The sequence below is a fragment of the Thermaurantimonas sp. genome (genome assembly GCF_046299575.1).
Taxonomy (GTDB): domain Bacteria; phylum Bacteroidota; class Bacteroidia; order Flavobacteriales; family Schleiferiaceae; genus Thermaurantimonas.
In genome coordinates this window covers 163,316-188,473 of the sequence record NZ_JBKBHX010000002.1, presented here as the reverse complement: position 1 = coordinate 188,473, position 25,158 = coordinate 163,316, and the positions used below count along the sequence as shown (strand labels likewise).

The following is a 25,158-nucleotide window of genomic DNA, read 5'->3' as shown; positions in this document are numbered from 1 at the left end:
ATGGAAAATTCTGACACAATACCTTTTAAAGCTGGATACGTCAATATCTTCGGCAATCCAAACGCCGGTAAATCGACCCTGCTCAACGCAATGCTGGGCGAGCGACTTGCTATTGTTACTCCCAAAGCCCAGACTACACGCGTGCGCATGCTGGGCATACTTAACGAACCCGGCTATCAAATGATCTTTTCCGATACACCCGGCATCATTGAGCCAAAATATGCCTTGCAGGAATCAATGATGAACGCTGTAAAAGAAGCACTAGAAGATGCCGACATAGCTCTGTACCTTGCTGTGCCTGGTGAAAGAGAAGCCAAAAACAAAGAGCTCTTTGATGCCATCGTGCACAGCGAAGTACCCTTAATAGTAGCCATTAACAAGGTGGACACCATTGCCCAGGAAGAGGCCCTTGCCGAAGTTGAATACTGGAAGTCAACCGTACCAAAAGCCGAAATATGGCTTATATCGGCCCTGCACGGATTTAATGTAATTGAACTTAAAAACCGGCTGCTTGAACTGCTCCCCCTACATCCACCCTACTTCGATACCGATCAGCTCACTGATAAAACTGAGCGCTTCATCGTATCGGAAGTCATTCGCGAAAAAATACTGCTGCACTACAAAGAAGAAATTCCATACGCCTGTGAGGTGGTTGTTGAGGAGTTTAAAGAAGAAGAAAACATTATACGCATCAGAGCGGTAATCATTGTAGAGCGCGAAACACAAAAGGCGATCATCATTGGTAAAGGGGGTAGCGCTCTCAAGCGAGTAGGTACCGACGCGCGAATGGCACTTGAGCACTTTTTTATGAAAAAAATCTATTTAGAACTTTACGTTAAGGTCGATCCCAATTGGCGCTATGACTCAAGAAAACTTAAGCGCTATGGCTATAGATAATTTGTATCCAAAAGCCAAAAAAACAAATACTTCACTAGCTTGCAATTGTCCGAATGAAAGATCTTTTTGTCGATTTTAAACCCCTAAACCTCAATTCTCCTCCACCACACGTCTTCAGGAGTGTTGCCGTCGGATGGCAAGTGTATGATGTCATTCGCCGTCGTTGGCTTCAGCTCACACCAGAAGAGTGGGTGCGACAACATTTAGTAGCTGAACTTCTTTCACGCGGATACCCCCCAATGACTCTTGCTCTCGAAAAAGCCTTTACACTTTACGGTCTCACTAAGCGATTTGACTTAGCCGTATTCGGTGCTCAGGGCATCATGCTTCTGGCCGAATGCAAAAGCCCCGAAGTTTCTCTTGACGATGAAGTTCTTGCCCAGGCCTTGCGCTACAATAAGTGGTTTAAAAGTCCATCCATATTGATCACTAATGGCATCGATCACCATATTTACACCTATTCCAGCGATACCTGCTACCTCATAAGCAAGACCATTCCTGATTTTGTGCAACTTAAAAAAATCGCCTCACAACTTTGAAACCCTTACAACTAAACTATCCTGTTGTACATATTAAACCGGAAAAAGAAAAAATTTTCTTTCAACGTCATCCGTGGATCTTCAGTGGCGCCTTGCGCAGCATCCCAAAATCAGCCGACGATGGCACACCCGTATTCGTGGCCGATGCCAAAGGAACTATCAGAGGTATCGGATTCCTCTCTTCAGGCAGCATCGCCGTTCGAATGCTAAGCTGGACTGCAGAAAAACTGCCCGTAGAGCACTACATTAATCAAAAGATCAAAGCAGCCATTCATACGCGAGAGCAACTCGGCTTTTTCTCCTCAGCCCACACCGATTGCTTTCGCCTCATCTTTGGCGAAGGCGACGGATTGCCCGGACTTGTAGTGGACTACTACGCCGGCTACTGCATTGTGCAGTGCCATCACCTGGGCATGTATCACATACGCGAAACTATTTACAATGCTCTTCGATGCCACTTAGGAAGCCGCCTTACTGCCATCTACGACAAGAGTGCCGATGCCTTGCACGACTCCACCCTTCAAAATCAATGGTCAGCAGGCGAACCAGCAGTTCAAATCATCGCTCGTGAAAATGGCCACAAGTTTTTCATCGACTTTCAGCAAGGTCAAAAAACAGGATTCTTTATCGACCAACGGGAGAATCGCAAACTCCTGTCGGACCTATGCCCTGGCAAGTCAGTGCTTAACACCTTTTCTTACACCGGTGGCTTCAGCATCTATGCCTTGGCAGCGGGAGCCCGCGAAGTAGTATCGCTCGATATTAGCCAACGCGCCATTGACCTCTTAGAAAATAATCTGGAAATCAACCAACTTGATCGCAGTAAGCACACCTCACTCACTGCTGATACCTTCGAATACCTCACCCACCTCGATCGCACCTTTGACATCATCGTGCTTGATCCGCCTGCCTTTGCAAAAAGCCACCGAGTCACGCACAATGCCGTGATCGGCTACAAGCGCCTGAATGCCCTTGCCATGAACAAACTTGCTCCCGGTGGCTTGCTGATGACCTACTCGTGTTCCCAAAACATCTCCGAAGAACTTTTCGTCAACACCATCACATCAGCCGCTATGGACACAGGCATTGATTTTCAAATATTGTATCGCCTTCATCAGCCCGCCGATCACCCTGTAAGCATCTATCACCCCGAAGGTCGCTACCTCAAAGGCCTCGTCCTTAAAAAATCTACCTAAATACGGTTGATAATTATCATATAATCCATATTTTCAGCTGCACTACTTTCGTCTTAAGATAATCAACCTGTATGAAAACAATCATCTTCCCAACGGACTATTCCGCTAATGCCGACAAGGCACTCAATTTTGCCATTGACTTTGCAAAAAAAACTGGAGCCAAAATAATCGCCCTGAATGCCTACGACCTCCCCTACGCCGAAACAGTGATGACCCACTCCCTGCTCGAAATAATGAAAGAAAACTCAGAAGCAGGTATGAAAAAAGTGGAAGAAAAACTCCAAGCAGCTGGTATTCCATTTGAAACCCGTTGCCTTGTTGGTAACCCCATCCGACTCGTCAAAAAGGCTGTAGAGGAAGAAGGAGCTGATATGGTAATACTCGGCACCAAGGGAGCTAGTGGCATCGAAGAAATCCTCATTGGCTCAAATGCAGCCTCCATACTCCAGAGCGTTACTGTACCTGTTATTACTATACCTGCAGGCTCTCACTTCTCAAACATCCGTAAGATCGTCTTCGGTGCCGATTTCAAATCTAAGCGCAACGGCACTGCCCTCACCCAGCTCGCCGAAATTGCTTCTATCTTCAATGCCGAAGTCGTAATCGCCCACGTAATTGTAAATTATGGCATTGATAACCAGACTGTAATCGAAGCCAAACAACGTATCTCCGAATACCTCAAAGGCATACCCCACCGCTTCGAAGTACTCAGTGGCGAAAACGTAGAAGACACCCTGCTACAGTTTGCCGCTGAAGACCGCGCAGATATGATTGCCCTGATGAGCCGCAACTACAGCTTCTTTGAGTCCATCTTCCACAAGTCAGTTACCACCAAGGTAGCATACCATTCAAAGCTACCCTATCTCGCCTTGCATGAGGATGTAAATTAGCGACTTACACCTTTAGATACATGAGCACTCGACCACCGATGGCCGGGTGCTTTTTCATTTTTTACCAGGGCGCGCACCTTGCATACTGATCTATCGGGCAGCTTCTGAAGCTTGTGCTGACTACGAAACAACGACCTAAGACAATATTTTAAAACTGAAACTTTTACGAAAAACAGAATCTTTTCTACCTCCTTCAAAAATTATTTCAGAAAAAACAAATTTTTCCATTTTTATTGCACATAAGGGCGTGGATAGTTGCTTGAACGGATAATGCTTGTTGAAGCTTTCTTAAGTAGGAGGTGGGGAGAAAATGTTAAAAATCTTGATGAGTTTTATATAAATTATCAAAGATCTTCTTCTAAAAGTTCGTTTTTAAGGCAGCCTTTTATTCGTGCTAATCATTCCAATTCCTTTCACGCTTACATTTTATTTTCCGTTTACCGAACTTTCAGCAGATAAATGTCGAAAATCAAAACACTGTTTGGCGGAATGTTGCCAACCGATTGCTTACCGTATCCCAGTCTCGATGGGATGAATAACTTTCCCTTGCCACCCTCTCTGAAGTAGGTAAGCCCTTCCTGCCATCCGGCAATAACAGCACGCAAGTCAAACTCCAAACCAGCAGGATCAGTTTCGTCAAACACAGTTCCGTTGAGCAAGTAGCCTTTGTACACCACACGCACACGACTGTCGATCGTCGGAAATTGCCCTGTGCCCTGTTCAGAAATCAAGTAATACAGTCCGCTACTGGTACGTGTGGCCTCCAGGCCATTCTGGGCCAGATAGTTGCGAATCAATTCATCATCCTTTTCCGCCTGATCGTCTTTCTTGCTGCAGCCTATTGCTGATACTACAAAGCTTAAGAAAAACGCGAAAAACCGATACGAAGAAGTCATTTTTTTATACTTTTTAAATCCTTAATCAATGTGTAAAAATACTCAGCTGCTGGAATCATCCTGTAGCCATACCAGCTGAAAGCCTCTCCATCGACCAGCCGAACGTTTGCTGAAGGTGCTATTTCTATTAACTCACTGAGGTGTTTCTCCCGAAAAGGATAAGGCTCTGAAGATAAGAAAACTACATCAGGTTGTAAATCTCTAATGGCCTGAGCTTCAAGCTGAGGATACCTGCTCTCCTGAACCACATTCGTAAAACCTAAGTACTGCAAAACGGAATGGATGTAAGTATCAGTACCTGCAACCATATACGGCTTTCGCCAAATCAGGTATAGAACTCTGATACCATCAGCACTGCCTTGCAGTGGTTTCCAAAGTTCAGCGATGCTGTGCACTAGGCAATTGGCAGCATGTGCTGCATTGCACTCTTTGCCGATTAGGCGTATAACTGTAAGTGCATCTTTTATATTGGTAATATCTGTAACAAGTACCCGGCTTAGTTTGCTGAGCTGCTCAACGTCTTCCTTCCGATTCTCCTCTTTATTCGCAATGATTAGGTCAGGACTGAGCTCTTTTATACGTTGGATATCAGGATTTTTCGTTCCCCCAACGCGAGGCTTAGTTCGATACCACTCCGCCGGATGGATGCAAAACTTCGTAATTCCAACCACATTTACACTGAGGTGGTAGAGTAGTTCTGTCAACGATGGTACTAAGCTTACGACACGCATGGGCTATTGCCTCCTATGCTCGAAGTAGACCTTATCTCCAACCTTTACATTATGACGGTCACAAAATCCGCCATTAACCTCGAGCACATACAGTGCCGGCTCAAAGCTCGGAAGCGAAGTTTCACTAAGTGGCTCAGCGTTTTTCTGAATGCTTACAATGCGAAATTGAGAATTGATGTAAATGATATCAAGCGGTATGTAGGTGTTTTTCATCCAAAATGACTGAGGACGCTCGTTTTTCATCAAAAAGAGCATCCCCTTCAGTTCATCCATTGATTTTCGGTACATCATGCCGTACTGAATCTCCTCGTCTGTCATTGCTACCTCTACAGCGATACGTAGATTGGTGTCTTTACCGCTTTCGTCGAGAAACCACAGCTGTCCATCTTCTCTGAACTTGGGTTCGTACGTAGTACTTATTGGATCCACGGTTTTCGAATCATTTTCACAAGTGCACGATATAACAACTCCGATGAGCAGAGCTACTGCAATAAGTCGATGTACCATGTCTTTACGCCTTCCTTTTTACAAAAGAATACACTATCGAAGCTACACCAGCTATCACTAGCGGAATGCTGAGATATTGCCCCATGTTAAGCGTTAAATTGTCTTCAAAAGCCACTTGATTGGCTTTGAAAAATTCGATCACAAAGCGAAAGCCAAATACCAAAACCAAAAAAGCTCCGAACAAAAATCCCTCTTGGTACCTGAACTTCGTGAAGAAAAACAGCCACCAGAGAATTAAAAAAATCAGAAAATACGCCACAGCTTCAATGATTTGACTTGGAATACGCGGTATGGCCAGCAGTTCAAATTTTACAAAAGTTGCATTAGCTTCCTTTATTACTTCGGGATTACTGGTAGCAGCTGGTACCAAATTTTGATCGTCAGCATCGATCATACTTAAATACGGGAAGAGTCTATTTTTCACCAGCATTGCCACTTGAGTACCATCTACGCGCTGATCAATTTTCATTTTCACCTCGTACACGGGCAAGTTCAGCGAATCTGTTTTTATGACTTTGTCTGTCTTTTTAAAAGTGATTTCCTGCACCTCATTCCCAAAAAATCGCTCGAAAATGTCGCGTACCGGACTCACATATACAAAGGCTGATTCGCTATTTGAAGGACTGCCGTATATTTCGGAATTCATCAAATTACCCAATCTGATAAAACTGCCCCCTAAAGCCACCGTAATCACAACGCGGTCGATAATCCAAAAGAAAGAGCGTTTGGAAACTTTTTTTGAAAAAATGATAAGTGCAATGATGATAGCTATGGCAGCACCATGACTGGCCAAACCGCCTTCCCACACCATCAGAATCTCTTCAGGGTGCTGACTGTAATAGTCCCACTGGTAGAAAAACACATGACCTAAGCGGGCACCAATGATGGTGGCTATTACTACGTATGTAAGCAAAGTATCGAGTTGCTCTAGTGGTACATTTTCTTCCTTGAAAATGCGTTTCATGATGAAATATCCGAGCACAAAACCCAGGGCAAAGAGCAAACTGTAATATCGAATCTCGATTATGCCAAGGTCCAGTAGTATCCTCGACACATCCCAGGTGATAACGTGAAAATTCATACAGTAATGTTGAAAAAACAATTGCAAACTTACTCTGTTAGATTGTTACCACGGTGTAAAGATTTCAATCCGGAATTTTTCATCCTATTTTAATATTAATCTCTATTCTTTAGCAAACTCTTTACCTTTTGATAAGTTACTTTGCAAAAAAAGGAAAAAGATGAAACACCTCAATTGGATACTTGCAGCAACTACTTTGTCAATTTTTACTGTTGGGCAGGAGCTGCCTCAGCCGAGTCCTAAGGCTGTGGTTCAACAGCGAGTCGGACTCACGGACATTACAATTGACTACTCGCGCCCAAGTGCCAGAGGCCGTAAAATTTTTGGGGAATTGGTGCCTTTCAACCAAATCTGGCGCACCGGTGCTAACAGAATCACACTCATCTCATTAAGCACAGAAGTCATTGTGGAAGGACAGAAACTACCAGCTGGTAAATACGGATTGCTCACTATTCCTCGCGAAGATCGTTGGACAGTGATTTTCAATTCAGACACCACCTTATGGGGCTCTGATGGCTATGACCAAAAAAAGGATGTGCTTCGTGTAGATGTGGTTCCAAACGTTTTTGAAGGCGATATCATAGAGACCTTTACAATTTCGGTAGATGCCTTGCGCGAAAATGGCGCCACAATAGTACTCGCATGGGAAAATGTAAAAGTGCCCGTAAACATTGATGTAGAGGTGGATAAGATGGCTATGGCCAACATCGAACGCGCTGTAAAGGAAAACCACCGCGACTGGCGAGTGTTCCGAAACTCAGCTCAATACTTCTTGACGAAGAACATTCAGATAGATCGCGCCCTTGAATACATCAATCGCTCCATTGAGCTAAATCCTGACAACTGGTACAGCCACTATCTGAAAGGAGAAATCTTAGCCCGGAAAGGTAACTTCGCTGAGGCTGTGAATGCCGGAAATACAGCACTAAAAATGGGAAATGAGCAGGCTAAGGCAGCAGGTCGTCCCTTCGGATATGCGGATATGATTCAGAATTCACTAAAAGATTGGCGAGAAAAAGCCGGTATAAACACCAAAACTGGTAAGAAAAAGAAGTAATTCGCTAATTAGAAAACGCATTAAAAGACCGCTGTGATGAGTTTACAATTACTCATTTCTGCGGTTTTTTTATTTTAGAAAACAGTTTATTCAAATTTTTTTAAATTTAAAAATGGTCAACATAATTTAAAGCATAGCCAAACCTCTAACACTAAACTCTTAACCTTAAACCAGTTTACCCGTAGAACCCGAAGGCTATCGAAAAAGAAGAAGATTCCGTTTTAGTTATTGTAAGAGTTTAAGCTTCTTAACCATTTAATTTTTTACTCAAAAATCACTCTCCCAAAGCCCCTTTCTAAATCGGTTGGATTTAAAGAGGAGCATTCCGCAGATCATGCAGTAAAGCGAAGAAAATTTTTGGTTACAATTTTCTTTAATGTTTATGTATTAAAAACAAACTGAGTCTACTGCCGCGTGATGTGCAGACGAAAGTTTTATAAACTCAGTCAACATTCATAGACCTGTAGAGCGAAGGCGAAACCGGCAGTGCGAAGCGCAGCTAAGCACCCATCGAACAATGAGCTCCCAAGAGATTCACCGTGGCAAAGGCAGCTAGCTCTGCCGTTCATGAAGCTAACCCAAAATTTACTGATTTAATTTATAGTGGTCGAATCAAAAAGAATACCTTGCTTCAAAGGGTTAGAGTATCTTTTTGGAAATCGTGCTCAAAAGCCTATGGATACCTTTGTCGGGTGAATAAGATTTTTATACGAATCGTTCTCCTGCTCGGATTTTAACTTCGTTTACATAGTTTTTGATGAGTTGTTCGTTTTCGCGCCGGCAAATGAGCAAGGCATGTGGAGTATCTACGATGATGTAATTCTCGAGGCCGTCGATTACGGCTACCTTGTCACCTTCGATGCGAATGATGTTTGAACGGGAGTCAAAGCTGAGAATGTGTGCGCCTACCTTGGCATTACCGTGTTCGTCCCATTTCAGGTGTTCGTAGAGTGAGCCCCAAGTGCCGAGGTCGCTCCAGCCGAGATCAGCGGGGATGACATGAACATTGTCGGCTTTTTCCATTATGCCATAATCGACACTTTGATTCTCGCATGAGGGATAGACTTTTTGGATGTAGGCTTTTTCCTGGTCAGTGTTAAATAGTGGAAGACCGCGCTCAAAGGTTTGATGGATTTCGGGGAGGTACATTTCGAAAGCCCGTCGACAAGACTGTACAGACCAGATAAAGATGCCAGCATTCCATAGAAAATCACCGCTCTCGAGAAACATTTTGGCGAGTTCGAGATTAGGTTTTTCGGTGAAGGTTTTTACTTTCCGAGTTTCAGGGTGAAGAGATGGGCCTGGTAAGTACTGTATATACCCATATCCGGTATCCGGGCGGGTAGGTTTGATACCGAGGGTAAAGAGTACGTCGTTAGTTTGCGACAGGGTGAGTCCGAGGGTGGCGATGCGGTGAAATTCGGATTCTTTCAATATGAGGTGATCGCTCGGACAGATCAGGACTGAGGCATTGGGATTTTTTGCGAAGATTTTGTAAACGGCATAAGCTATGGCAGGAGCAGTATTTCGGCGAGCTGGCTCTGCCATAATGTTATTTTGAGGTATATCGGGCAGTTGCTGTTTTACATCGTCAATATATTCTACGCTTGTTGAAACCAGAATGTTTTCGGGAGGGCAAATGAGAGAAATGCGTTGATAGGTTTGTTGGATGAGTGTACTGCCAGTGCCAAGTATGTCGTGAAATTGTTTCGGATGGGCCTGAGTACTAGCAGGCCAGAAACGAGAGCCTACTCCGCCTGCGAGAATTACTGCAAAGAAGTTTGGATTCATCAATTCAGATTCTGTTGCAGGCAAAGGTATCCAGATTTTGTATGAATGTAGTGAAATTTACCTAAGGCAATGATATTTCTCTAAAAAAAAAAAAAAAATCCCTTTTAGCAATTATAGTGCTAAAGGGATTAAAGTAATTAAGGTGGATAATAGATTACATTTGACTTAGCATCTGAATACTGCGGTGAATAAAGTTTGAAAGGGCTTCACCTTTGAGCAGGTTCTGATGCAGCATGGCCAGCTCAGTGCAGTGCTGAATCAGTTGTTTTTGCTTATCGGCATCAGAAGTATCGAGTATGCGCTGTGCGATAGGGTGATTGGCATTTACGATGAGGTCGTAGCTCTCAGGCAGATTACCGGAACCGTAGAAGCCACCGCCCATCATGTTCATCTCCTTCATTCGGCGCATAAACTCGGGCTGTGTAATAATAATCGGCTCGTCGGAAGAAGAGAGGTCTTCAACACGCACAGAGAATTTTTCTTTATCTACCGCCTTAGCTATAATATCGCGAAGGTCGTCTTTTTGCTTTTGTGAGAGTATTGATAGCTTTGCTGAATCTTTCTTAGGGATGAGTTGATCAAGTGGACCAGCATCAACTCGAGCAAAGCGTAGCTTTTCATCCTGGCTGTATTCCAGGCGATTGATCAGATGTGAAGTAAGAGGGCTATCCAGCACAAGTACTGTGTAGCCAGCGTTGTTGGCTTTTTGGATATAGGTATGCTGAGCATCTTTGTCAGAAGTGTAGAGCAATACGAGCTGTCCATCTTTGTCGGTATGAATGTCCATTAAATTTTTGCGCAGCTCGTCAAGGGTGTAATACTTACCTTCAGTAGTTGGGAAAAGGGCAAATTTGCGGGCTCGCTCGTAAAATTTTTCTTCAGAGAGCATACCGTACTCGATGAAGATCTTAACGTCGTTCCATTTTTGTTCGAAGTCAGTGCGATTGTTTTTAAACATTTCCTCGAGCTTATCAGCTACTTTTTTAGTGATGTGCGCGCTGATTTTCTTTACATTGGCATCACTCTGTAGGTATGAGCGCGATACGTTAAGAGGGATGTCGCGGCTATCGATTACACCGTGCAACAGAGTGAGAAACTCAGGAACTACCCCTTCCAGTGAATCGGTCACAAATACTTGATTTTGATAGAGCTGAATTTTATTTCTAGTAGGCTCCATCATAGGCTTAATGCGCGGGAAGTAGAGAATTCCGGTGAGATTGAAGGGGTAATCGACGTTGAGGTGAATGTAGAAAAGAGGCTCTTCGAAGGTGAGAGGGTACAACTCGTGGTAGAAAGCCATGTAATCCTCATGGGTGAGGTCGGCTGGTTTTTTAATCCAGGCAGGATTGGGGTTGTTTACAATGTCGGGAACTGTCTTTTTAACCTCTTTGCCCTTTTCGTCCTTCTCGGTAATTTCTTTGGTGCCAAATTGAATGGGTACAGGTAAGAAGCGGCAATATTTCTTCAGCAAGTCGCGTATGCGATAGTCTTCGAGAAACTCAGTACTATCGTCAGCAATGTGAAGGACGATATCAGTACCGCGGTCAGTGCGTGGAATTGATTTCATCACAAAGTCGGGTGAACCAGTACATTCCCAGTGGGTACCTTCTTCTTCAGTACCTTGAGTCCACGACTTGGTGTAGATTTCTACCTTATCAGCCACCATGAAGGCGGAATAGAAACCAAGACCAAAATGGCCGATGATTCCGGCATCGCCTGCCTTGTCTTTGTATTTATTTACAAACTCTTCAGCACCTGAGAAGGCTACTTCATTAATATACCGACGGATTTCATCGGCTGTCATACCCACCCCGCGGTCTGAAATGGTAATGGTCTTTTTGTTTTTGTCGATTTTGACCTGGATGGTTAGATCGCCGAGTTCGCCTTTGAATTCGCCTATGGAAGCTAGAGTTTTCAGTTTTGTAGTAGCATCTACAGCGTTGGATATTAGCTCTCTTAAAAAAATTTCGTGATCAGAATAGAGGAATTTTTTGATAATCGGGAAGATGTTTTCGGCTGTTACACTTATTCTACCGGTTGTACTCATACTATTTTTTTTGGTTTTCGAATGCCGTAAAATTGACGAATAAAGTGCCAAATACTGAACGAAAGACATTCTGTCAGCCATATGACAGATGCTTCAAGTAGAAAATAGAAATCCCCATCAGATTTGACAATTTCTGATGGGGATATAAAGCCTACTAATGGGAGTTAAGCGATGTATAGAATTTCTTTTACGGCCTTGATCACATCTCTTGGCTGAGGCAGGTAGGCTTCTACCAATGTTGGAGCATAAGCCATAGGGGTATCTTTACTTGTGATGCGACGTATGGGCGCATCGAGATAGTCGAAAGCAAGCCGTTGAACAGCGAAAGCTACTTCAGTGGCGATGCTTCCGAGAGGCCATGCTTCTTCAACAATAACAAGGCGATTGGTCTTTTTAACACTGTTTATCACACAATCGTAGTCGATTGGACGAACCGTGCGAAGATCGATGATCTCACACGAGATACCTTCTTTAGCCAATTCATCAGCAGCTGCATAAGCCACTTTAATGATCTTGCCAAAGGAAACGATAGTAACATCAGTGCCCTGACGCTTAATATCAGCTTTTCCAATAGGGATTAAATATTCTTCTTCAGGCACTTCTCCTTTGTCTCCATACATCTGTTCGCTTTCCATGAAGATCACAGGGTCATCATCGCGAATGGCTGATTTGAGTAGTCCTTTTGCATCGTAAGGGTTAGATGGTACCACCACCTTGAGTCCGGGGCAGTTGGCATACCAGCTCTCAAATGCCTGGCTGTGCGTAGCAGCAAGCTGACCAGCTGAACCCGTTGGACCCCTAAAAACGATGGGAATGCTAAACTGTCCGCCCGACATCTGGCGAATTTTAGCGGCATTGTTGATAATCTGATCAATGGCCACCAGCGAGAAATTAAACGTCATGAATTCGATGATGGGTCGCAGGCCATTCATGGCAGCGCCTACACCTATGCCGGCAAAACCTAGTTCGGAAATAGGAGTATCAATCACTCGTTTTGGCCCAAATTCATCAAGCATGCCTTTGGAGGCTTTGTATGCGCCATTGTATTCAGCCACCTCTTCGCCCATGAGAAATACGCGCTCATCTCTGCGCATTTCTTCACTCATGGCTTCGGCTACGGCTTCTCTGAATTGAATGAGTCTCATTTTGATTCGCTAATGAATTTTTTAAAAAATCAAAGGAGCAAAAATAGGCTTCATTGGCAAGCTGTCGAAGAAATCAATATGCTCTCGCAAAAAGCACTCTTTTAGAAGAAGGTTTACCGGTTAATATGCACTTGCCCTCTTCAGGCTGTGCGTCGAGTGGAATGCATCGAATGGTTGCTTTCGTCAGCTCCTTTATTTTTTCCTCCGTTTCAGATGTTCCATCCCAGTGAGCACTTATGAATCCACCCTTGGTTTCGAGTATTTGTACAAACTCATCCCAAGTATCCGCTTTAGTGATCATTGAATCTCTGAATTTTCTGGCCTTTTCGTAGATGTTTTGCTGTATTTCGTCGAGTAAGTTTTTAATAAAATCGGTCAGTCCAATTTGTGAAACGGTAATTTTTTGCAACGTATCGCGACGTGCAATTTCTACTTGATTGTTTTCCACATCTTTCGGGCCAATGGCTATGCGTATAGGAACACCCTTCAATTCATATTCGTTAAATTTCCAACCCGGTTTATGGGTATCGCGGTCGTCATATTTTACTGTAATACCAGCCTTTTTTAAATTTTCAAAAATTCCTCTTGCCACTAAATCGACATTCTCAAAGTCTTCTTTGCCTCTGTAAATCGGAACTATGACTACCTGAATGGGAGCAAGTTTTGGAGGCAATACAAGTCCGTTGTCGTCACTATGCGTCATTATGAGAGCGCCAATCAATCGGGTAGATACACCCCAACTGGTAGCCCATACATACTCTTCACGGCCCTCTCTATTGGCAAATTTTACATCAAATGCTTTAGCGAAATTCTGCCCCAGAAAGTGTGACGTACCAGCCTGCAACGCCTTGCCATCTTGCATCATAGCTTCAATGCAGTAGGTCTCCTCAGCACCAGCAAAGCGTTCATTTGGCGATTTTACTCCTTTGATTACAGGTATCGCCATAAAATTTTCCACAAAATCAGCGTACACATTGAGCATTTGCTCTGCCTCTGCCATGGCCTCTTCGCGAGTTGCATGGGCAGTGTGCCCTTCTTGCCACAAAAACTCAGCAGTGCGTAAGAATAAGCGGGTTCGCATTTCCCAGCGTACCACATTAGCCCACTGATTGATTAATAAAGGAAGATCTCTGTAGGACTGAATCCAATTTCGATAGGTATCCCAGATGATTGTTTCGGAGGTGGGCCGAACGATGAGCTCTTCTTCAAGTTTAGCCTCTTCGTCCACCACTACTCCTTTTTTATCGGGCGAATTTTTTAATCGGTAATGTGTCACCACAGCACACTCTTTAGCAAAGCCTTCTACATGAGCTGCTTCTTTACTTAAATAAGATTTAGGTATAAACAAAGGAAAATATGCATTCACGTGGCCTGTCTCTTTAAACTTTCGGTCGAGTTCGGCCTGAATTTTCTCCCATATCGAATAGCCGTATGGCTTTATGACCATACAGCCTCTTACTCCACTGTTTTCAGCCAGGTCTGCTTTGATTACCAGATCGTTATACCACTTGGCATAATCTGATTCTCGCGATGTAAGTTCTTTTGCCATAGAATTTTGTTGGTACAGTTATTGCGCTATATTTGGTGTGCGAAATTAACTATTAACCCTAAACACCAACGCCATGAAACGGATTTTGATTTTAGGAGCAATTGTGGGTTTGATAGTATCCTCATGTAATACTTCGAATAGGATAGTATCAAACTTTTACGAAGATGGCATTTATTACAACCCTGCCATTGGTAACATTCCCACAGGTAGCTTAGCTCAATCAGACAATAACAACGAAAGTACAGCATCTGCTGTAGATGATTATTTTGATCCGAATTACAAATCTCAAGGTCAAACTATTGTAAATAATAACTTTTACGGTGGGTTTAACCCTATGTGGGGTATGGGTTTCTACCCCATGTGGATGAGACCAGGCCTTAACTTGGGCTTTGGATGGGGAATGGGTTGGAGCCGCTGGGGAATGGGTTGGGGTCCATCTTGGGCATACAATCCTTGGTACTGGGATCCCTGGATGATGAACCGCATGTGGATGTGGGATCCCTGGATGTACAACACCATGATGTGGGATCCTTTCTGGGGTCATCCTATGGCTTGGAGTAATCCCTGGATAAATCCCTGGTATCCCGGATTTGGCTGGGGTTGGAACCCCGGATGGATTGTAGTTCAACCTCCCCGTTTAGTTACACCTCTTCAAGGCATACGTACAGGCAGCTATGCAAGTACTGGTGCTGGAGTGGGTAGAAAATCTACAGCTGCCGAAGCTCCTGCCAATCGCGTTAGTCAACTTCGCTCAGGCAGAGAATACGTGGCTACCGAACCTATTTCATCGAATTACAGACTAACAACTAACAATGTAAGTCAGGAAAACTTACCAGTAAGCCGTCTCAGAGTTTCTGATTTAAGCAGGACTCGCGATGTATCCTCAGCTACTATTTCTAGAGGTGATTACGCTGAACGCATAAATGCTAACACCCTTCAGGCTGATCGCATTCAAAGAGGCATTCAATCAGAAATGCCAGCAACTCGTGGCTATCAGCTGCCTCAGAGAATAGAAAGAAGACCAACTGAATACACTGCGCCTGCTACAAGACAATACAACCGCGGTCAGATGGAAACAATTCCCGTTAGACCCATCCAGCGTCAGAACTCTTACGAATCAGCACCTCTTCAAAGACAGAACCACTCTTCACCTAGCAGCGGTGCACGCCAGTTCAATTCAACACCATCTTTTAATGGAAACTCAGGAGGAGCAGTAAGAGGCGGAGGCTCTTCGGGAGGCAGATTGCGATAAAATTTTGCTCCTTTCTTTTTCATGGCTTGGTTTCACAAAAAGGCAGATTCTTCTGCCTTTTTTTTTAAAAGAGAAAAAATGCAATTAAAATGTACAAAAAAATAATTATCTTTTTAATATTAATAAGTGCTTCTACAATCCAATTATTTGCTCAAAACGCCACTGATGCTCTGAGATTTAGCTTTTTACTACCCTATGGCACAGCACGCTATAATGGAATAGCCGGAGCATTTGGCGCATTGGGAAACGATATATCAGGCATTCACGACAATCCGGCAGGTATTGGTGTTTACCGAATGGATGAAACTACTTTGTCTTTTGGATTTCTGTTTAGCAATGTGAATTCAACTTTTCAAGGTGTCTCAACGCCCAGCTCTTACGACAGATTACTTCTAGGTAATTTAGGTCTTGTACGAAGGGTCGAGAGCAAAAAACAAACAAAAAATAAGCAGGTTTTTGGATTAACCTTTAACAGATTGGCAAACCTCAACAGTGAGCATCAAATCGACGGGGTTCATTCTAGCTCCATTGGTCAAGTTTGGTTTGATAGAGCTCAAGGCAAAACTGATGTTCAACTCTTAAACTCTGATCCTTACCTGTATTATGTAGCTTTCTTCCCCTATTTGATTGACTATACAGATCAAAACACTAAAATAATCGATAAACTGTGGGCATATGGCGACAACATTTTACATCGCCATCGGAGGCAGACACAAGGTACGATTTCAGAGTTTGCGTTCACTTATGGCGGTAATTATTTGAACAAAATTCAGTGGGGTGTGCAATTAGGCGTTCCTTTTATCAATTATCAAGAAGAAGTTTTTTACACAGAATCGAATTACGACATTTCATCTATCCTGCGCTCCTATCAACTGCGTGAATTTTTAAACTTAACAGGATCGGGCATTAATCTTAAAGCCGGAGTTATTTACCGAATCGAGCAAAATATTCGTGTATCGGCTGCACTGCATACACCTACCCTGTACTCTATAAGAGGAAATTTCGAAGTAGCGCCCTCAAGCCGCACCTTCGACAATGTAGAGCACAGGCCAAATCCTCTGGTTGATGACAATATTCGCTTTCAACTGACTACACCACTCCGGATTCAATTAGGCGGTTCCTACATTTTTGACAATATCGGACTTGTTTCAGCTGAATATCATTTCACTGACTTTAGTACAAACCGACTAAGATCATCCTTGTACAGCCTATCAGAAGACAACAGGCAAATCAAAGAACTCTACCAAGTGTCGCATCAATTCAGAATCGGCACTGAGTGGAGGGTCGAAAAACTTTCGCTGCGGGGTGGCTATAGCCTGGTGACTTCACCTTTTAACAGAGACTCTAAATCAGGTCGTTATAATGGAATACACACCGGTTTTGGCTTCAGAAGCAACGAATTTCAAGCGGATGTTTCATATACTTTATTTCTAAACAGCCAAGAATTCTTTATATATGATGCTAACTACATACCGGCAGCTACTCTGAAAAACAATAGAAATATTTTGATGCTCTCTCTAATATTCAGAGGATTCTGATATTTGCCGAATGAGTGATTGGTTTAAAATCTGGTTTGATACAGAATATTATCATATTTTATATAACCATCGAGACGAACAAGAAGCAAAAGAATTCATCACAAATCTGTGTAAGCGCATAAAATTGCCCCCTTATGCACACGTGCTTGATTTAGCTTGTGGCAGGGGGCGCCATGCTCGCATATTAGCTGAGCATGCATGGCTTGTAACTGGTCTCGATATCTCAACTTCGTCAATACAATTTGCAGTAGAACAAGGAACACCAAAAATTCAATATTTCGTACACGACATGCGTCAGCCATACGGTCATCAGGTGTACGATGCTGTCTTCAACTTGTTTACATCTTTTGGATATTTTGATACACTAGATGATCATATTTTGACTTTAAAAAACATTGAAAAGTCTTTGAAGTCGGGTGGTTATTTTGTTTTTGACTTTTTGAATGCAAGGGCTGTAAAGGAAGGTGTGATTCCAAATCAAACTATCGAAATATCAGGTATCCGATTCGAAATCAGCCGATTTATCGAAAATGAAAAAGTCGTAAAACAAATTGTAGTGAACGACTCTGGTAGAATTTACACTTTTTTTGAACGTGTTCAACTTTTTGATGCAACTTTGTTGCAAAATTTAATCACCCAAGTTGGGCTTGAAATAAAAGCGCTATATGGTAATATTAAGCTTCATTCCTTTGATGAAACTACTTCGCCAAGGGTGATCATAATAGCCAAAAAACCTTGATAGTCAATTTACTAATATTATTTTTCAGTACATTCTCAGGAGCGTGGTTGGCACGATGGTTTACCTCAAGAAACCATTCGGGTCTAAAAATCTTGTTGGCATTTTCTGGCTCATTCATCCTTGCCATTACGGCACTTCACATATTGCCTGACATTTATGAACGAAGTGGTCACAACCACATTGTTGGGCTTTTCATTATATTAGGCATTTTGCTTCAAATCGTTTTAGAATTTTTCACACAGGGTATAGAGCATGGACATCACCATCATCACGATCACGTGCTATCTTTATCAAAAGGAGCTGTAGTTGGTCTCTATCTACACAGCATTCTAGAGAGTTTACCATTGGGCGTACAGTGGATACTCGATGAAGGCAATTTACTCTTTTGGGGGGTGGTCTTTCATCATTTGCCTATCGGCATAATTCTATATATGATTTTAAAATCCAAAGGATTAAAGCGAAATAAAATTTTATTATATCTCGCGCTTTTTGCCATGAGCTCACCGGCAGGTGCCTTGGCCGGTTATTACATACCAGCATTTCAGAAAATTTTTGTATATCTCTTAGCCTTAGTGGCGGGTATTTTCATGCATATCTCAACAACGATCATTTTTGAAAGCAGCCACAATCACCGTTTTAATATGATGAAATTAGTCACCATCGCCTTAGCATCGGGCCTCGCATTTGCAATGGTCGAATTCCTCCATTGATATAGGTATACTCTATCAAAAATTCAGAAAAATATATTGAATTGATAATGATGAGGTAGTTGGTTCGTTCTACCTTTGCGACGGTCAATTAAAAATCAAAACAGCAATGGGAGTATTAGTAGGAAAAAAAGCACCCGACTTCAGTGTAAATGCCGTAATCAACGGCGAGGAAATTGTGGAAAATTTCACTCTTAGCCAGTTCGAAGGCAAAAAATATGTGATCCTCTTCTTCTATCCAAAGGATTTCACTTTCGTATGCCCCACAGAGCTCCACGCTTTTCAAGAGAAGCTTGCTGAATTTGAGGCTCGGAATGTACAAGTAATAGCTGCCTCTACCGATACCGAGCAGTCACACTGGGGCTGGTTGCAAGTACCCAAAGAACAAGGTGGTATTAAGGGCATAACATATCCTATCTTGGCTGATACGAACAAGACCATCGCTAGCAACTACGATGTATTGGCTGGAACATATTATTACAACGACAAGGATGAACTCTGCGCTGAAGGCGAATTAGTTGCTTACAGAGGCTTATTCCTGATCGATAAAAATGGCATCGTACGCCATCAGTTAGTAAATGATATGCCGCTCGGCCGTAGCGTTGATGAAGCACTCAGAATGGTAGATGCCCTTCAGTACTTCGAAGAAAAAGGCGAAGTATGCCCAGCAAATTGGAGCAAAGGAAAAGAAGGTATGAGCGCTTCTCACAGCGGTGTGGCCGAATACCTCAGTAAGCACTAAAAATCAAATATCTAAATCTCAAAGCCCTGTATATCAGGGCTTTTTCTTTTTTAAGAAATCGCATATCAACTCATTTTGGTAACTTTTAGTGTAATTGTAGTTTTTTTGCACCAGAAACTTATTAAATCCGAGGCCATTAAGTGAGCATCAGCATTCCAATAGCAGCAGCATTAAGCTCCTTTTTAATTACTTATTTCAGTATTCCACCCATCATCAGGCTGAGTTTAGTAAAAAAATTATACGATAAACCTGATGAGAGAAAGAATCATCAGGAACGCATTTCTGCTCTTGGAGGTATTGGTATTTTCGGCGGAATGATCTTTAGTTTTTTATTTTTTTCTGCGGGTATTCCTTATCAAGAACTTAACAGTATTTTATGTGCACTCATTGTACTTTTTGTCACGGGTGTAAAAGACGATTTGTATCCAATGGTTCCCTACAAAAAACTACTCGGTCAATTATTAGCAGCTTTAATTATTTCTGTCCATGGAGGGGTTCGAATTAAAAGCATTTATGGAATTTTTGGAATATTCGAAGTTCCATATATATCAAGTGTTTTGCTAACCATTTTTGTATTTTTATTTTTGATTAATGCTTTTAACTTTATTGATGGAATCAATGGACTATCAGCAGGAATAGGTATAATAGTAAGTTTGACCTATTCCTGGTGGTTTTGGGTGATGAAAGAGCCATTATTTTTAATACTATCTTTGTGTATTTCCGGTGCATTGACGGCTTTTAGTATTTATAATTTTAAAGGGAAAATATTTATGGGCGATTCCGGATCAATGGTAATCGGATTTTTAGTAACTGTTCTCACTGTATATTTCATAAAAATAAGTGAGGATTTTAAACCGAATATTTTTTATAATATATCGGCTGTATCGTATTCATTGGCTGTTTTAATAGTACCTGTATTTGATACGATGAGAATTGTATTTATTCGAATTTTTATCCATAAAAAATCTCCATTTAAAGCTGATAGAAATCACATTCATCATATGCTTACTGATCTGGGATTAAAACATTATCAGGCCGCACTTATCTTATATTTTTTCAACATATTTTTCATTGCTTTAGCATGGTATTTTAATGGTAAAGTACTACCCAAATTTCAAGTAGTAATTTACCTTTTCATCGCATTATTTTTCAGCGGAACAATTTTTTACTTAAAACAAAAAAAACATTCACTTGCTTCTGAGTAAAGAAAATATTTTTCTTTTCTTTGGCATTTTGATTCCAGCCAGTATGATTCTTCCAGAGAATACGACCGCGCTCGTACTTGTATTGTTTTTACTTACTACATTCTGGTTGTTCATCAATAAAAAGATTTTATTTTCTTTTGACCGTTATCATATTCCGTTTATAGCTCTTTATTTAGTGTATTTTATATCATCATTTTACAGTGAAAATGTAGAAGAAGCAAAGCAAAAATTAGCTATAAAAGTCCCATTAGTATTTTTGCCTTTTGTAATGAATCTTTATTTAAAAAACGTAGATCAAAATGTGAAATTCAAAATACTGAGAAATCTTGTAATACTTTTTGCTCTATCTACACCATATTTTCTTTCTGTTGGATTGTATAGAAGTCTCAAATCTGGAAGTTTGTATTACACCTATCCGGAAACTGGAGAGATAATAAGCACTTATTTCACCTATGTAGGTTTGAGCGAGTGGGTAATCCATCCGGCTTATTTATCGATCTGGGTGGGAAGTGTATTTATACTATCTCTATTTCTCTTATTAAATAATTATAAGAAAATTTTCTATGTAATAGCTTCACTCAGTCTTTTTACTCTATTAATTTTGCTTCAGAGCCGAATGAATATTTTAGCTTTTCTTGCATTATTTTTTATAACTTTTGTGTTTTACTTGATCCGCAAGTATTCTTTTAAACTAAACTTATTTATTTTACTTGGAATAGCGATGCTTGGTAGTACGCTGTATAGAATTGCTCCAGAATCGATAAAGGGCAGATTTTCTGATTTATCTTCGTTGAAATATAACATTGAAGCTGAAACTTTTCAAGAAGGATTTAACGGCATTACTATTCGCCTGGCTGAATGGAAATGTGCCTTGCAAGAGATCGCAAAACGTCCGTTTTTTGGTAGTGGAATTGGCGATGCGCGTTTTGATTTAGAAAACAGTTATTTGCGAAATAATTTTAAGTATGGATATCGCGAAAAATTTAATGCACACAATCAATTTATCGAAACAACCATAGCAACAGGCTTATTGGGATTAACAGCACTTCTTGGAATATTTGTTTATTCAATTTTCTATTCCTATCATTGCAAAAAGTGGCACGCACTGTTAGTTTTATTGTATATCTTTTTGTGTTTTTTAACAGAGAGTTATCTCGAGCGACAGTGGGGAGTGGTCTTTTTTAGTTTTATAATTCCCTTACTTCTTGAAAGTGAATTAGCTTTACCAATAATTAAAAACAAAAGTCAAAAAATATGAACAAAATTCTACATTATTTTTTTGTTTTTAATAGTCTTTTTATTTTAATTCCAGCGATCAGTTTTGCCCAAAAAGACGGCAAAGAAAAGATTGTATATTTTACCGACTCTCAGACAAAAAAATCAAACATATCGCTTGCCTTTAACGTAAATCCTTATATTACAAATAGGCGTATAATGAGTGATTCAATAGGTCTGGGTGGTTTGCCGATAGGAAGCAGCAACGAATCGCGTACATCACCTGTTTTAGCCTATAGCTTTGGCGGAGATTTTGTCTTTCGCCTGGCATCATCGCTTGAGCTCTGGACTGGAGTGCAATACGGAACTTTGGGGTATCGAGACAGAAATTATGAATTTAATCAACAGACATATGATTTGACGAGCAAATTGTCTTTTATCAATTTGCCGATTCAATTTTCATTTCGCGGCACCATTACTGAAGTTTTTGATTTAGAATTTATTCCTATAATTCAAATAAACCTTTTGCGCAGCTATACCGGAAAAATTTCTGACAAACAAAGCGGAAGTCAGATCGATCAATTTGATGTAACTAACGAAGCCCGAAAGATCAACTACACAGTGGGTATATCTCTGAGTGGCAACTTTCGACTGGCTGAAGAATACTCTATCTTTGTGCGACCATTCTTTCACTATATGCTCAATCCTATGTTTGAAAACAATGCTTTCTTCCCGCGTGAACGGTATTTTTCAACAGGTTTAACAGTCGGATTGAGGTATTATTTTTACTAAAATGCTTGAAGATAAAAACAAAAAATTCACCCCCCTCAGCGAGTTAGGCGAGTTTGGCTTAATTGACCATTTGTCAAAACTGCTGACCATAAAGCGAGAAGATACCATTAGAGGCATAGGCGACGATGCGGCCATTATTGATAACAGAGGTTATGAGACGCTGATTTCTAAAGATTTACTGACTGAGGGTGTACATTTTGACTTTTTTTATACGCCTTTAAAACATTTAGGTTACAAAGCCATAGTCGTAAACATATCAGACATAGCCGCGATGGGGGGAGAGCCTACTCATGCCATTGTAGGTATTGCCGTATCAGCCCGAAGCTCCGTGGAAGCCTTAGAAGAAATTTACGAAGGTATGCAAATGGCTTGCAGCCGCTATGGAATCGACCTAGTGGGTGGCGATACTACAACTTCAACCTCTGGAATGACTATTAGTGTAACAGCCATCGGGCGGGTAAAAAAAGGCGAAGCCATACTCCGCAGTACAGCCAAACCAAACGATTTAATCGTAGTAACAGGCGATTTGGGAGGGGCTTATTGCGGGCTATTGGTGCTAGAACGCGAAAAAGAAGTATTTAAAGCCAATCCGTATGTGCAACCTGACCTCTCGCCTTACGACTATGTGGTACGCCGACTATTAAGGCCCGAAGCGCGTACAGATGCTCTCGAGCAATTAAGAGCTCTCGGCATAAGGCCGACGAGCATGATCGACATAAGTGACGGCCTTTCAAGCGAATTATTACACATAACTACCAAAAGTGGTGTAGGTGCCCGCATTTATGAAAATAAGTTACCGATCGACCAACAGACCTTTAAGGTTTGTGAAGAAATGCAGCTGAATGCGACAACCGTTGCCCTTAACGGGGGTGAAGACTACGAATTGCTGTTTACCATTCCTCTTAGCGACTATGAAAAAATAAAAAACCACCCAGACTTCACAGTTATTGGCCATATGACAGAGCCTAATTTACCGGCTACGCTTGTTACTAATCTAAACGAAGAAATTCCCATAACAGCCCAGGGGTGGAACTCTTTTAAAAAGCAAAATTCACAGCCATGAAAGCAAATAGAATAGCCAGAGTTGAATCCTTCTTACAAGAAGAGTTTGGCAATCTTATCCAAAAGATCGGAAAGAATACTTTTCCGGGTGTCTTAATCAGCGTGACAGCCGTAAAAATAACTCCCGATCTTTCCATCGCCCGAATCTACCTCAGTGTTTTTCCATTTGAAAAACACAAGGAAGTGAAGCTTTATCTCGATGAAAACTATGTAGCTATAAAACAAGAGGCAGCCAAACTTGTGGGAAAACACCTAAGAATAATGCCAGAGCTTCATTTTCTCATCGACGATGCCTTTGAAAAAGAAGCTGAAATCGATAAACTTTTGAAAGAGGGCGGTGAGAATCCCATCAAATAAACTGCATGAGGGTAGTTACTTGGTTCATTGCATTCAGATATTTCGGCAGCAGATCTGCCAAGAGTGCTGTAAGTATTCTTGGTTTTATTTCAATACTTGGCATAGTGGCATGTACTGTAGCCCTTGTAGTAGTTTTGAGTGCGTTTAATGGGCTAGAAAACTTCTCGAGAGAATTATACAATACTTTTGATCCAGATTTAAAAATACTGCCCGCAAAAGGAAAATATGCCTCTGGTAGTGACTCGCTCTACCATTTGCTGAAACAATTACCAAGTGTACAGAACCTATCTTTTGTACTGGAAGAAAAAGCGTACTTGCGTAAAGGCGTTCGCGAATTCGTAGCTGTGCTGAAAGGAGTAGATTCAAGTTTTCAAAGCGTGGCACAGCTTGGCAAAAGTGTTTTGTATGGAACGATCAATTACAATCCCGGGCAAGCAATTTTAGGAATAGGCGTTGCGTATCATCTTGGAGTTTCTGCCGGCTTAGATAATGAACTTTTTCAAGTATATGTGCCAAGGGCTGATGCACGCAATCTGAATCGACCTGACAAGGCCTTTAGTCAAGCTATGTTGATGACCAGTGGCATCTTCTCCATTCAGCCTGAGGTAGATGAAAAATACTGTATTATAAATATCGAACAGTTAAAAGAGTGGATGAACTTAATCGATGGATTCTCAGCCATTGAAGTCAAGGTTAAAAATGGACACAGCGTAAAAGATGCTCAGTTCTATTTGCAAAAGACACTGAAAGGATTTCGGATTTTGAACAGAGAAGAACAGCAGGAAGCCTTTTTTAAAATTATGCAGGCTGAAAAACTTGTGGTTTATCTAATATTTTCATTTATTGCTCTTTTGGCTAGCTTTGGCTTGATGGGCTCTATGCGCATGTTAATCTACGAAAAGCGTTCAAACATTTTTCTTTTCCGGGCGCTTGGACTTACACTATCAGATATTTCATCAATTTTTAGATTTACAGGTATGTTGATCGTTTCGACCGGTGTAGCAGCCGGACTGCTGATCGGCATTGGAATTGTATGGCTTCAGGACATATTTGGATTGGTAAAACTCGGCGAAGGATATTTAGTTGAAGCTTACCCGGTGGAGCTTAGACCGATGCAGCTGTTGTTTATTGCCATCACTGTACTTGCCATAGGCTATGGCACCAACTTTGCCGCCGTACTCGGACTTCCGAAGATTGTGAAAGTTTCGGGTCGGTTACTTTAA

General features: G+C 41.6%; 24 protein-coding genes. 16 read left to right on the top strand and 8 right to left on the bottom strand.

The window, feature by feature from the left end; translation table 11 throughout:
- The 4 genes from era to ACK4EX_RS03310 all read left to right on the top strand — a co-directional run bounded on the left by era (window position 1) and on the right by ACK4EX_RS03310 (window position 3,522).
- Window positions 1–897 (top strand): GTPase Era, encoded by an 897-nt coding sequence (era, locus tag ACK4EX_RS03325; RefSeq protein WP_409769690.1) that lies wholly within the window; start codon window positions 1–3, stop codon window positions 895–897.
- 53 nt (window positions 898–950) lie between these two features.
- Complete coding sequence (locus ACK4EX_RS03320; RefSeq protein ID WP_409769689.1) at window positions 951–1,436, top strand: type I restriction enzyme HsdR N-terminal domain-containing protein; 486 nt, start codon at window positions 951–953, stop codon at window positions 1,434–1,436.
- Window positions 1,433–2,632 (top strand): class I SAM-dependent rRNA methyltransferase, encoded by a 1,200-nt coding sequence (locus ACK4EX_RS03315; RefSeq protein ID WP_409769687.1) that lies wholly within the window; start codon window positions 1,433–1,435, stop codon window positions 2,630–2,632. Before ACK4EX_RS03320 ends, ACK4EX_RS03315 begins: the two co-directional genes overlap by 4 nt.
- Window positions 2,633–2,703: 71 nt before the next feature.
- Window positions 2,704–3,522, top strand: a complete 819-nt coding sequence (locus tag ACK4EX_RS03310; protein ID WP_409769685.1) for a universal stress protein — start codon at window positions 2,704–2,706, stop codon at window positions 3,520–3,522.
- Window positions 3,523–3,959: 437 nt separating this feature from the next.
- Here ACK4EX_RS03310 and ACK4EX_RS03305 read toward each other — a convergent pair whose 3' ends face one another.
- Genes ACK4EX_RS03305 through ACK4EX_RS03290 form a run of 4 tightly spaced genes read right to left on the bottom strand, consistent with a single transcriptional unit; the run spans window position 3,960 to window position 6,737 of the window.
- The gene (locus ACK4EX_RS03305; protein WP_409769683.1) at window positions 3,960–4,418 is read right to left on the bottom strand and encodes an FKBP-type peptidyl-prolyl cis-trans isomerase; all 459 of its coding nucleotides are present in this window, start codon (window positions 4,416–4,418) and stop codon (window positions 3,960–3,962) included.
- Window positions 4,415–5,149 (bottom strand): helical backbone metal receptor, encoded by a 735-nt coding sequence (locus ACK4EX_RS03300; RefSeq protein WP_409769681.1) that lies wholly within the window; start codon window positions 5,147–5,149, stop codon window positions 4,415–4,417. Before ACK4EX_RS03300 ends, ACK4EX_RS03305 begins: the two co-directional genes overlap by 4 nt.
- 3 nt (window positions 5,150–5,152) lie before the next feature.
- Window positions 5,153–5,656, bottom strand: a complete 504-nt coding sequence (locus tag ACK4EX_RS03295) for a DUF192 domain-containing protein (RefSeq protein WP_409769680.1) — start codon at window positions 5,654–5,656, stop codon at window positions 5,153–5,155.
- 4 nt (window positions 5,657–5,660) lie between these two features.
- Window positions 5,661–6,737: a prolipoprotein diacylglyceryl transferase gene (locus ACK4EX_RS03290; RefSeq protein ID WP_409769679.1), complete on the bottom strand. Its 1,077-nt coding sequence runs from the start codon at window positions 6,735–6,737 to the stop codon at window positions 5,661–5,663.
- 160 nt (window positions 6,738–6,897) lie between these two features.
- Between ACK4EX_RS03290 and ACK4EX_RS03285 the strand changes: the two genes are divergently transcribed.
- Window positions 6,898–7,794, top strand: coding sequence for a DUF2911 domain-containing protein (locus ACK4EX_RS03285; protein ID WP_409769677.1), 897 nt, complete (start codon window positions 6,898–6,900; stop codon window positions 7,792–7,794).
- Window positions 7,795–8,499: 705 nt separating this feature from the next.
- On the opposite strand, the gene ACK4EX_RS03280 is transcribed toward ACK4EX_RS03285, so the two are convergent.
- From ACK4EX_RS03280 to proS, 4 genes are all read right to left on the bottom strand, one after another.
- Window positions 8,500–9,585 carry a mannose-1-phosphate guanylyltransferase gene (locus ACK4EX_RS03280; protein WP_409770376.1) on the bottom strand — a complete coding sequence of 362 codons (1,086 nt, stop codon included), beginning with the start codon at window positions 9,583–9,585 and terminating at the stop codon, window positions 8,500–8,502.
- Between the two features lie 154 nt (window positions 9,586–9,739).
- Complete coding sequence (htpG, locus tag ACK4EX_RS03275; RefSeq protein WP_409769675.1) at window positions 9,740–11,632, bottom strand: molecular chaperone HtpG; 1,893 nt, start codon at window positions 11,630–11,632, stop codon at window positions 9,740–9,742.
- A 164-nt stretch (window positions 11,633–11,796) separates the two neighbouring features.
- A complete protein-coding gene (locus tag ACK4EX_RS03270; RefSeq protein WP_409769673.1) occupies window positions 11,797–12,777 on the bottom strand; it encodes a pyruvate dehydrogenase complex E1 component subunit beta in 981 nt (326 codons plus the stop codon).
- Window positions 12,778–12,850: 73 nt separating this feature from the next.
- Entirely contained in the window at window positions 12,851–14,326 is a 1,476-nt protein-coding gene (proS, locus tag ACK4EX_RS03265) for a proline--tRNA ligase (protein ID WP_409769671.1), read from the bottom strand.
- A gap of 73 nt (window positions 14,327–14,399) precedes the next feature.
- On the opposite strand from proS, the gene ACK4EX_RS03260 reads away from it, so the two are divergent.
- The 11 genes from ACK4EX_RS03260 (at window position 14,400) to ACK4EX_RS03210 (ending at window position 25,158) form a co-directional block, all read left to right on the top strand.
- On the top strand, window positions 14,400–15,578 hold the full coding sequence (locus tag ACK4EX_RS03260; protein ID WP_409769670.1) for a hypothetical protein: 1,179 nt from the start codon (window positions 14,400–14,402) through the stop codon (window positions 15,576–15,578).
- Window positions 15,579–15,667: 89 nt separating this feature from the next.
- A complete protein-coding gene (locus ACK4EX_RS03255; protein WP_409769668.1) occupies window positions 15,668–17,116 on the top strand; it encodes an OmpP1/FadL family transporter in 1,449 nt (482 codons plus the stop codon).
- A gap of 10 nt (window positions 17,117–17,126) precedes the next feature.
- A complete protein-coding gene (locus ACK4EX_RS03250; protein ID WP_409769666.1) occupies window positions 17,127–17,855 on the top strand; it encodes a class I SAM-dependent methyltransferase in 729 nt (242 codons plus the stop codon).
- 95 nt (window positions 17,856–17,950) lie between these two features.
- Window positions 17,951–18,565: a ZIP family metal transporter gene (locus ACK4EX_RS03245; protein ID WP_409769664.1), complete on the top strand. Its 615-nt coding sequence runs from the start codon at window positions 17,951–17,953 to the stop codon at window positions 18,563–18,565.
- A 106-nt stretch (window positions 18,566–18,671) separates the two neighbouring features.
- A complete protein-coding gene (locus ACK4EX_RS03240; protein ID WP_409769662.1) occupies window positions 18,672–19,304 on the top strand; it encodes a peroxiredoxin in 633 nt (210 codons plus the stop codon).
- A 140-nt stretch (window positions 19,305–19,444) separates the two neighbouring features.
- Complete coding sequence (locus tag ACK4EX_RS03235) at window positions 19,445–20,509, top strand: glycosyltransferase family 4 protein (RefSeq protein ID WP_409769660.1); 1,065 nt, start codon at window positions 19,445–19,447, stop codon at window positions 20,507–20,509.
- Complete coding sequence (locus ACK4EX_RS03230; RefSeq protein WP_409769658.1) at window positions 20,496–21,767, top strand: O-antigen ligase family protein; 1,272 nt, start codon at window positions 20,496–20,498, stop codon at window positions 21,765–21,767. Before ACK4EX_RS03235 ends, ACK4EX_RS03230 begins: the two co-directional genes overlap by 14 nt.
- Window positions 21,764–22,516 carry an outer membrane beta-barrel protein gene (locus ACK4EX_RS03225; protein ID WP_409769656.1) on the top strand — a complete coding sequence of 251 codons (753 nt, stop codon included), beginning with the start codon at window positions 21,764–21,766 and terminating at the stop codon, window positions 22,514–22,516. Before ACK4EX_RS03230 ends, ACK4EX_RS03225 begins: the two co-directional genes overlap by 4 nt.
- Window position 22,517: 1 nt before the next feature.
- Complete coding sequence (thiL, locus tag ACK4EX_RS03220; RefSeq protein WP_409769654.1) at window positions 22,518–23,579, top strand: thiamine-phosphate kinase; 1,062 nt, start codon at window positions 22,518–22,520, stop codon at window positions 23,577–23,579.
- Window positions 23,576–23,935 (top strand): 30S ribosome-binding factor RbfA, encoded by a 360-nt coding sequence (rbfA, locus tag ACK4EX_RS03215; protein WP_409769652.1) that lies wholly within the window; start codon window positions 23,576–23,578, stop codon window positions 23,933–23,935. Before thiL ends, rbfA begins: the two co-directional genes overlap by 4 nt.
- A gap of 5 nt (window positions 23,936–23,940) precedes the next feature.
- Window positions 23,941–25,158 (top strand): ABC transporter permease, encoded by a 1,218-nt coding sequence (locus ACK4EX_RS03210; RefSeq protein WP_409769650.1) that lies wholly within the window; start codon window positions 23,941–23,943, stop codon window positions 25,156–25,158.

What these genes read in the sequence shown, in the direction of transcription:
- era (WP_409769690.1), top strand. Translation starts at nt 1, where the DNA reads ATGGAAAATTCTGACACAATACCTTTTAAAGCTGGATACGTCAATATC.
- ACK4EX_RS03320 (WP_409769689.1), top strand. Translation starts at nt 951, where the DNA reads ATGAAAGATCTTTTTGTCGATTTTAAACCCCTAAACCTCAATTCTCCT.
- ACK4EX_RS03310 (WP_409769685.1), top strand. Translation starts at nt 2,704, where the DNA reads ATGAAAACAATCATCTTCCCAACGGACTATTCCGCTAATGCCGACAAG.
- ACK4EX_RS03305 (WP_409769683.1), bottom strand. Translation starts at nt 4,418, where the DNA reads ATGACTTCTTCGTATCGGTTTTTCGCGTTTTTCTTAAGCTTTGTAGTA.
- ACK4EX_RS03300 (WP_409769681.1), bottom strand. Translation starts at nt 5,149, where the DNA reads ATGCGTGTCGTAAGCTTAGTACCATCGTTGACAGAACTACTCTACCAC.
- ACK4EX_RS03295 (WP_409769680.1), bottom strand. Translation starts at nt 5,656, where the DNA reads ATGGTACATCGACTTATTGCAGTAGCTCTGCTCATCGGAGTTGTTATA.
- ACK4EX_RS03290 (WP_409769679.1), bottom strand. Translation starts at nt 6,737, where the DNA reads ATGAATTTTCACGTTATCACCTGGGATGTGTCGAGGATACTACTGGAC.
- ACK4EX_RS03285 (WP_409769677.1), top strand. Translation starts at nt 6,898, where the DNA reads ATGAAACACCTCAATTGGATACTTGCAGCAACTACTTTGTCAATTTTT.
- ACK4EX_RS03280 (WP_409770376.1), bottom strand. Translation starts at nt 9,585, where the DNA reads ATGAATCCAAACTTCTTTGCAGTAATTCTCGCAGGCGGAGTAGGCTCT.
- htpG (WP_409769675.1), bottom strand. Translation starts at nt 11,632, where the DNA reads ATGAGTACAACCGGTAGAATAAGTGTAACAGCCGAAAACATCTTCCCG.
- ACK4EX_RS03270 (WP_409769673.1), bottom strand. Translation starts at nt 12,777, where the DNA reads ATGAGACTCATTCAATTCAGAGAAGCCGTAGCCGAAGCCATGAGTGAA.
- proS (WP_409769671.1), bottom strand. Translation starts at nt 14,326, where the DNA reads ATGGCAAAAGAACTTACATCGCGAGAATCAGATTATGCCAAGTGGTAT.
- ACK4EX_RS03260 (WP_409769670.1), top strand. Translation starts at nt 14,400, where the DNA reads ATGAAACGGATTTTGATTTTAGGAGCAATTGTGGGTTTGATAGTATCC.
- ACK4EX_RS03255 (WP_409769668.1), top strand. Translation starts at nt 15,668, where the DNA reads ATGTACAAAAAAATAATTATCTTTTTAATATTAATAAGTGCTTCTACA.
- ACK4EX_RS03250 (WP_409769666.1), top strand. Translation starts at nt 17,127, where the DNA reads ATGAGTGATTGGTTTAAAATCTGGTTTGATACAGAATATTATCATATT.
- ACK4EX_RS03240 (WP_409769662.1), top strand. Translation starts at nt 18,672, where the DNA reads ATGGGAGTATTAGTAGGAAAAAAAGCACCCGACTTCAGTGTAAATGCC.
- ACK4EX_RS03225 (WP_409769656.1), top strand. Translation starts at nt 21,764, where the DNA reads ATGAACAAAATTCTACATTATTTTTTTGTTTTTAATAGTCTTTTTATT.
- thiL (WP_409769654.1), top strand. Translation starts at nt 22,518, where the DNA reads ATGCTTGAAGATAAAAACAAAAAATTCACCCCCCTCAGCGAGTTAGGC.
- rbfA (WP_409769652.1), top strand. Translation starts at nt 23,576, where the DNA reads ATGAAAGCAAATAGAATAGCCAGAGTTGAATCCTTCTTACAAGAAGAG.
- ACK4EX_RS03210 (WP_409769650.1), top strand. Translation starts at nt 23,941, where the DNA reads ATGAGGGTAGTTACTTGGTTCATTGCATTCAGATATTTCGGCAGCAGA.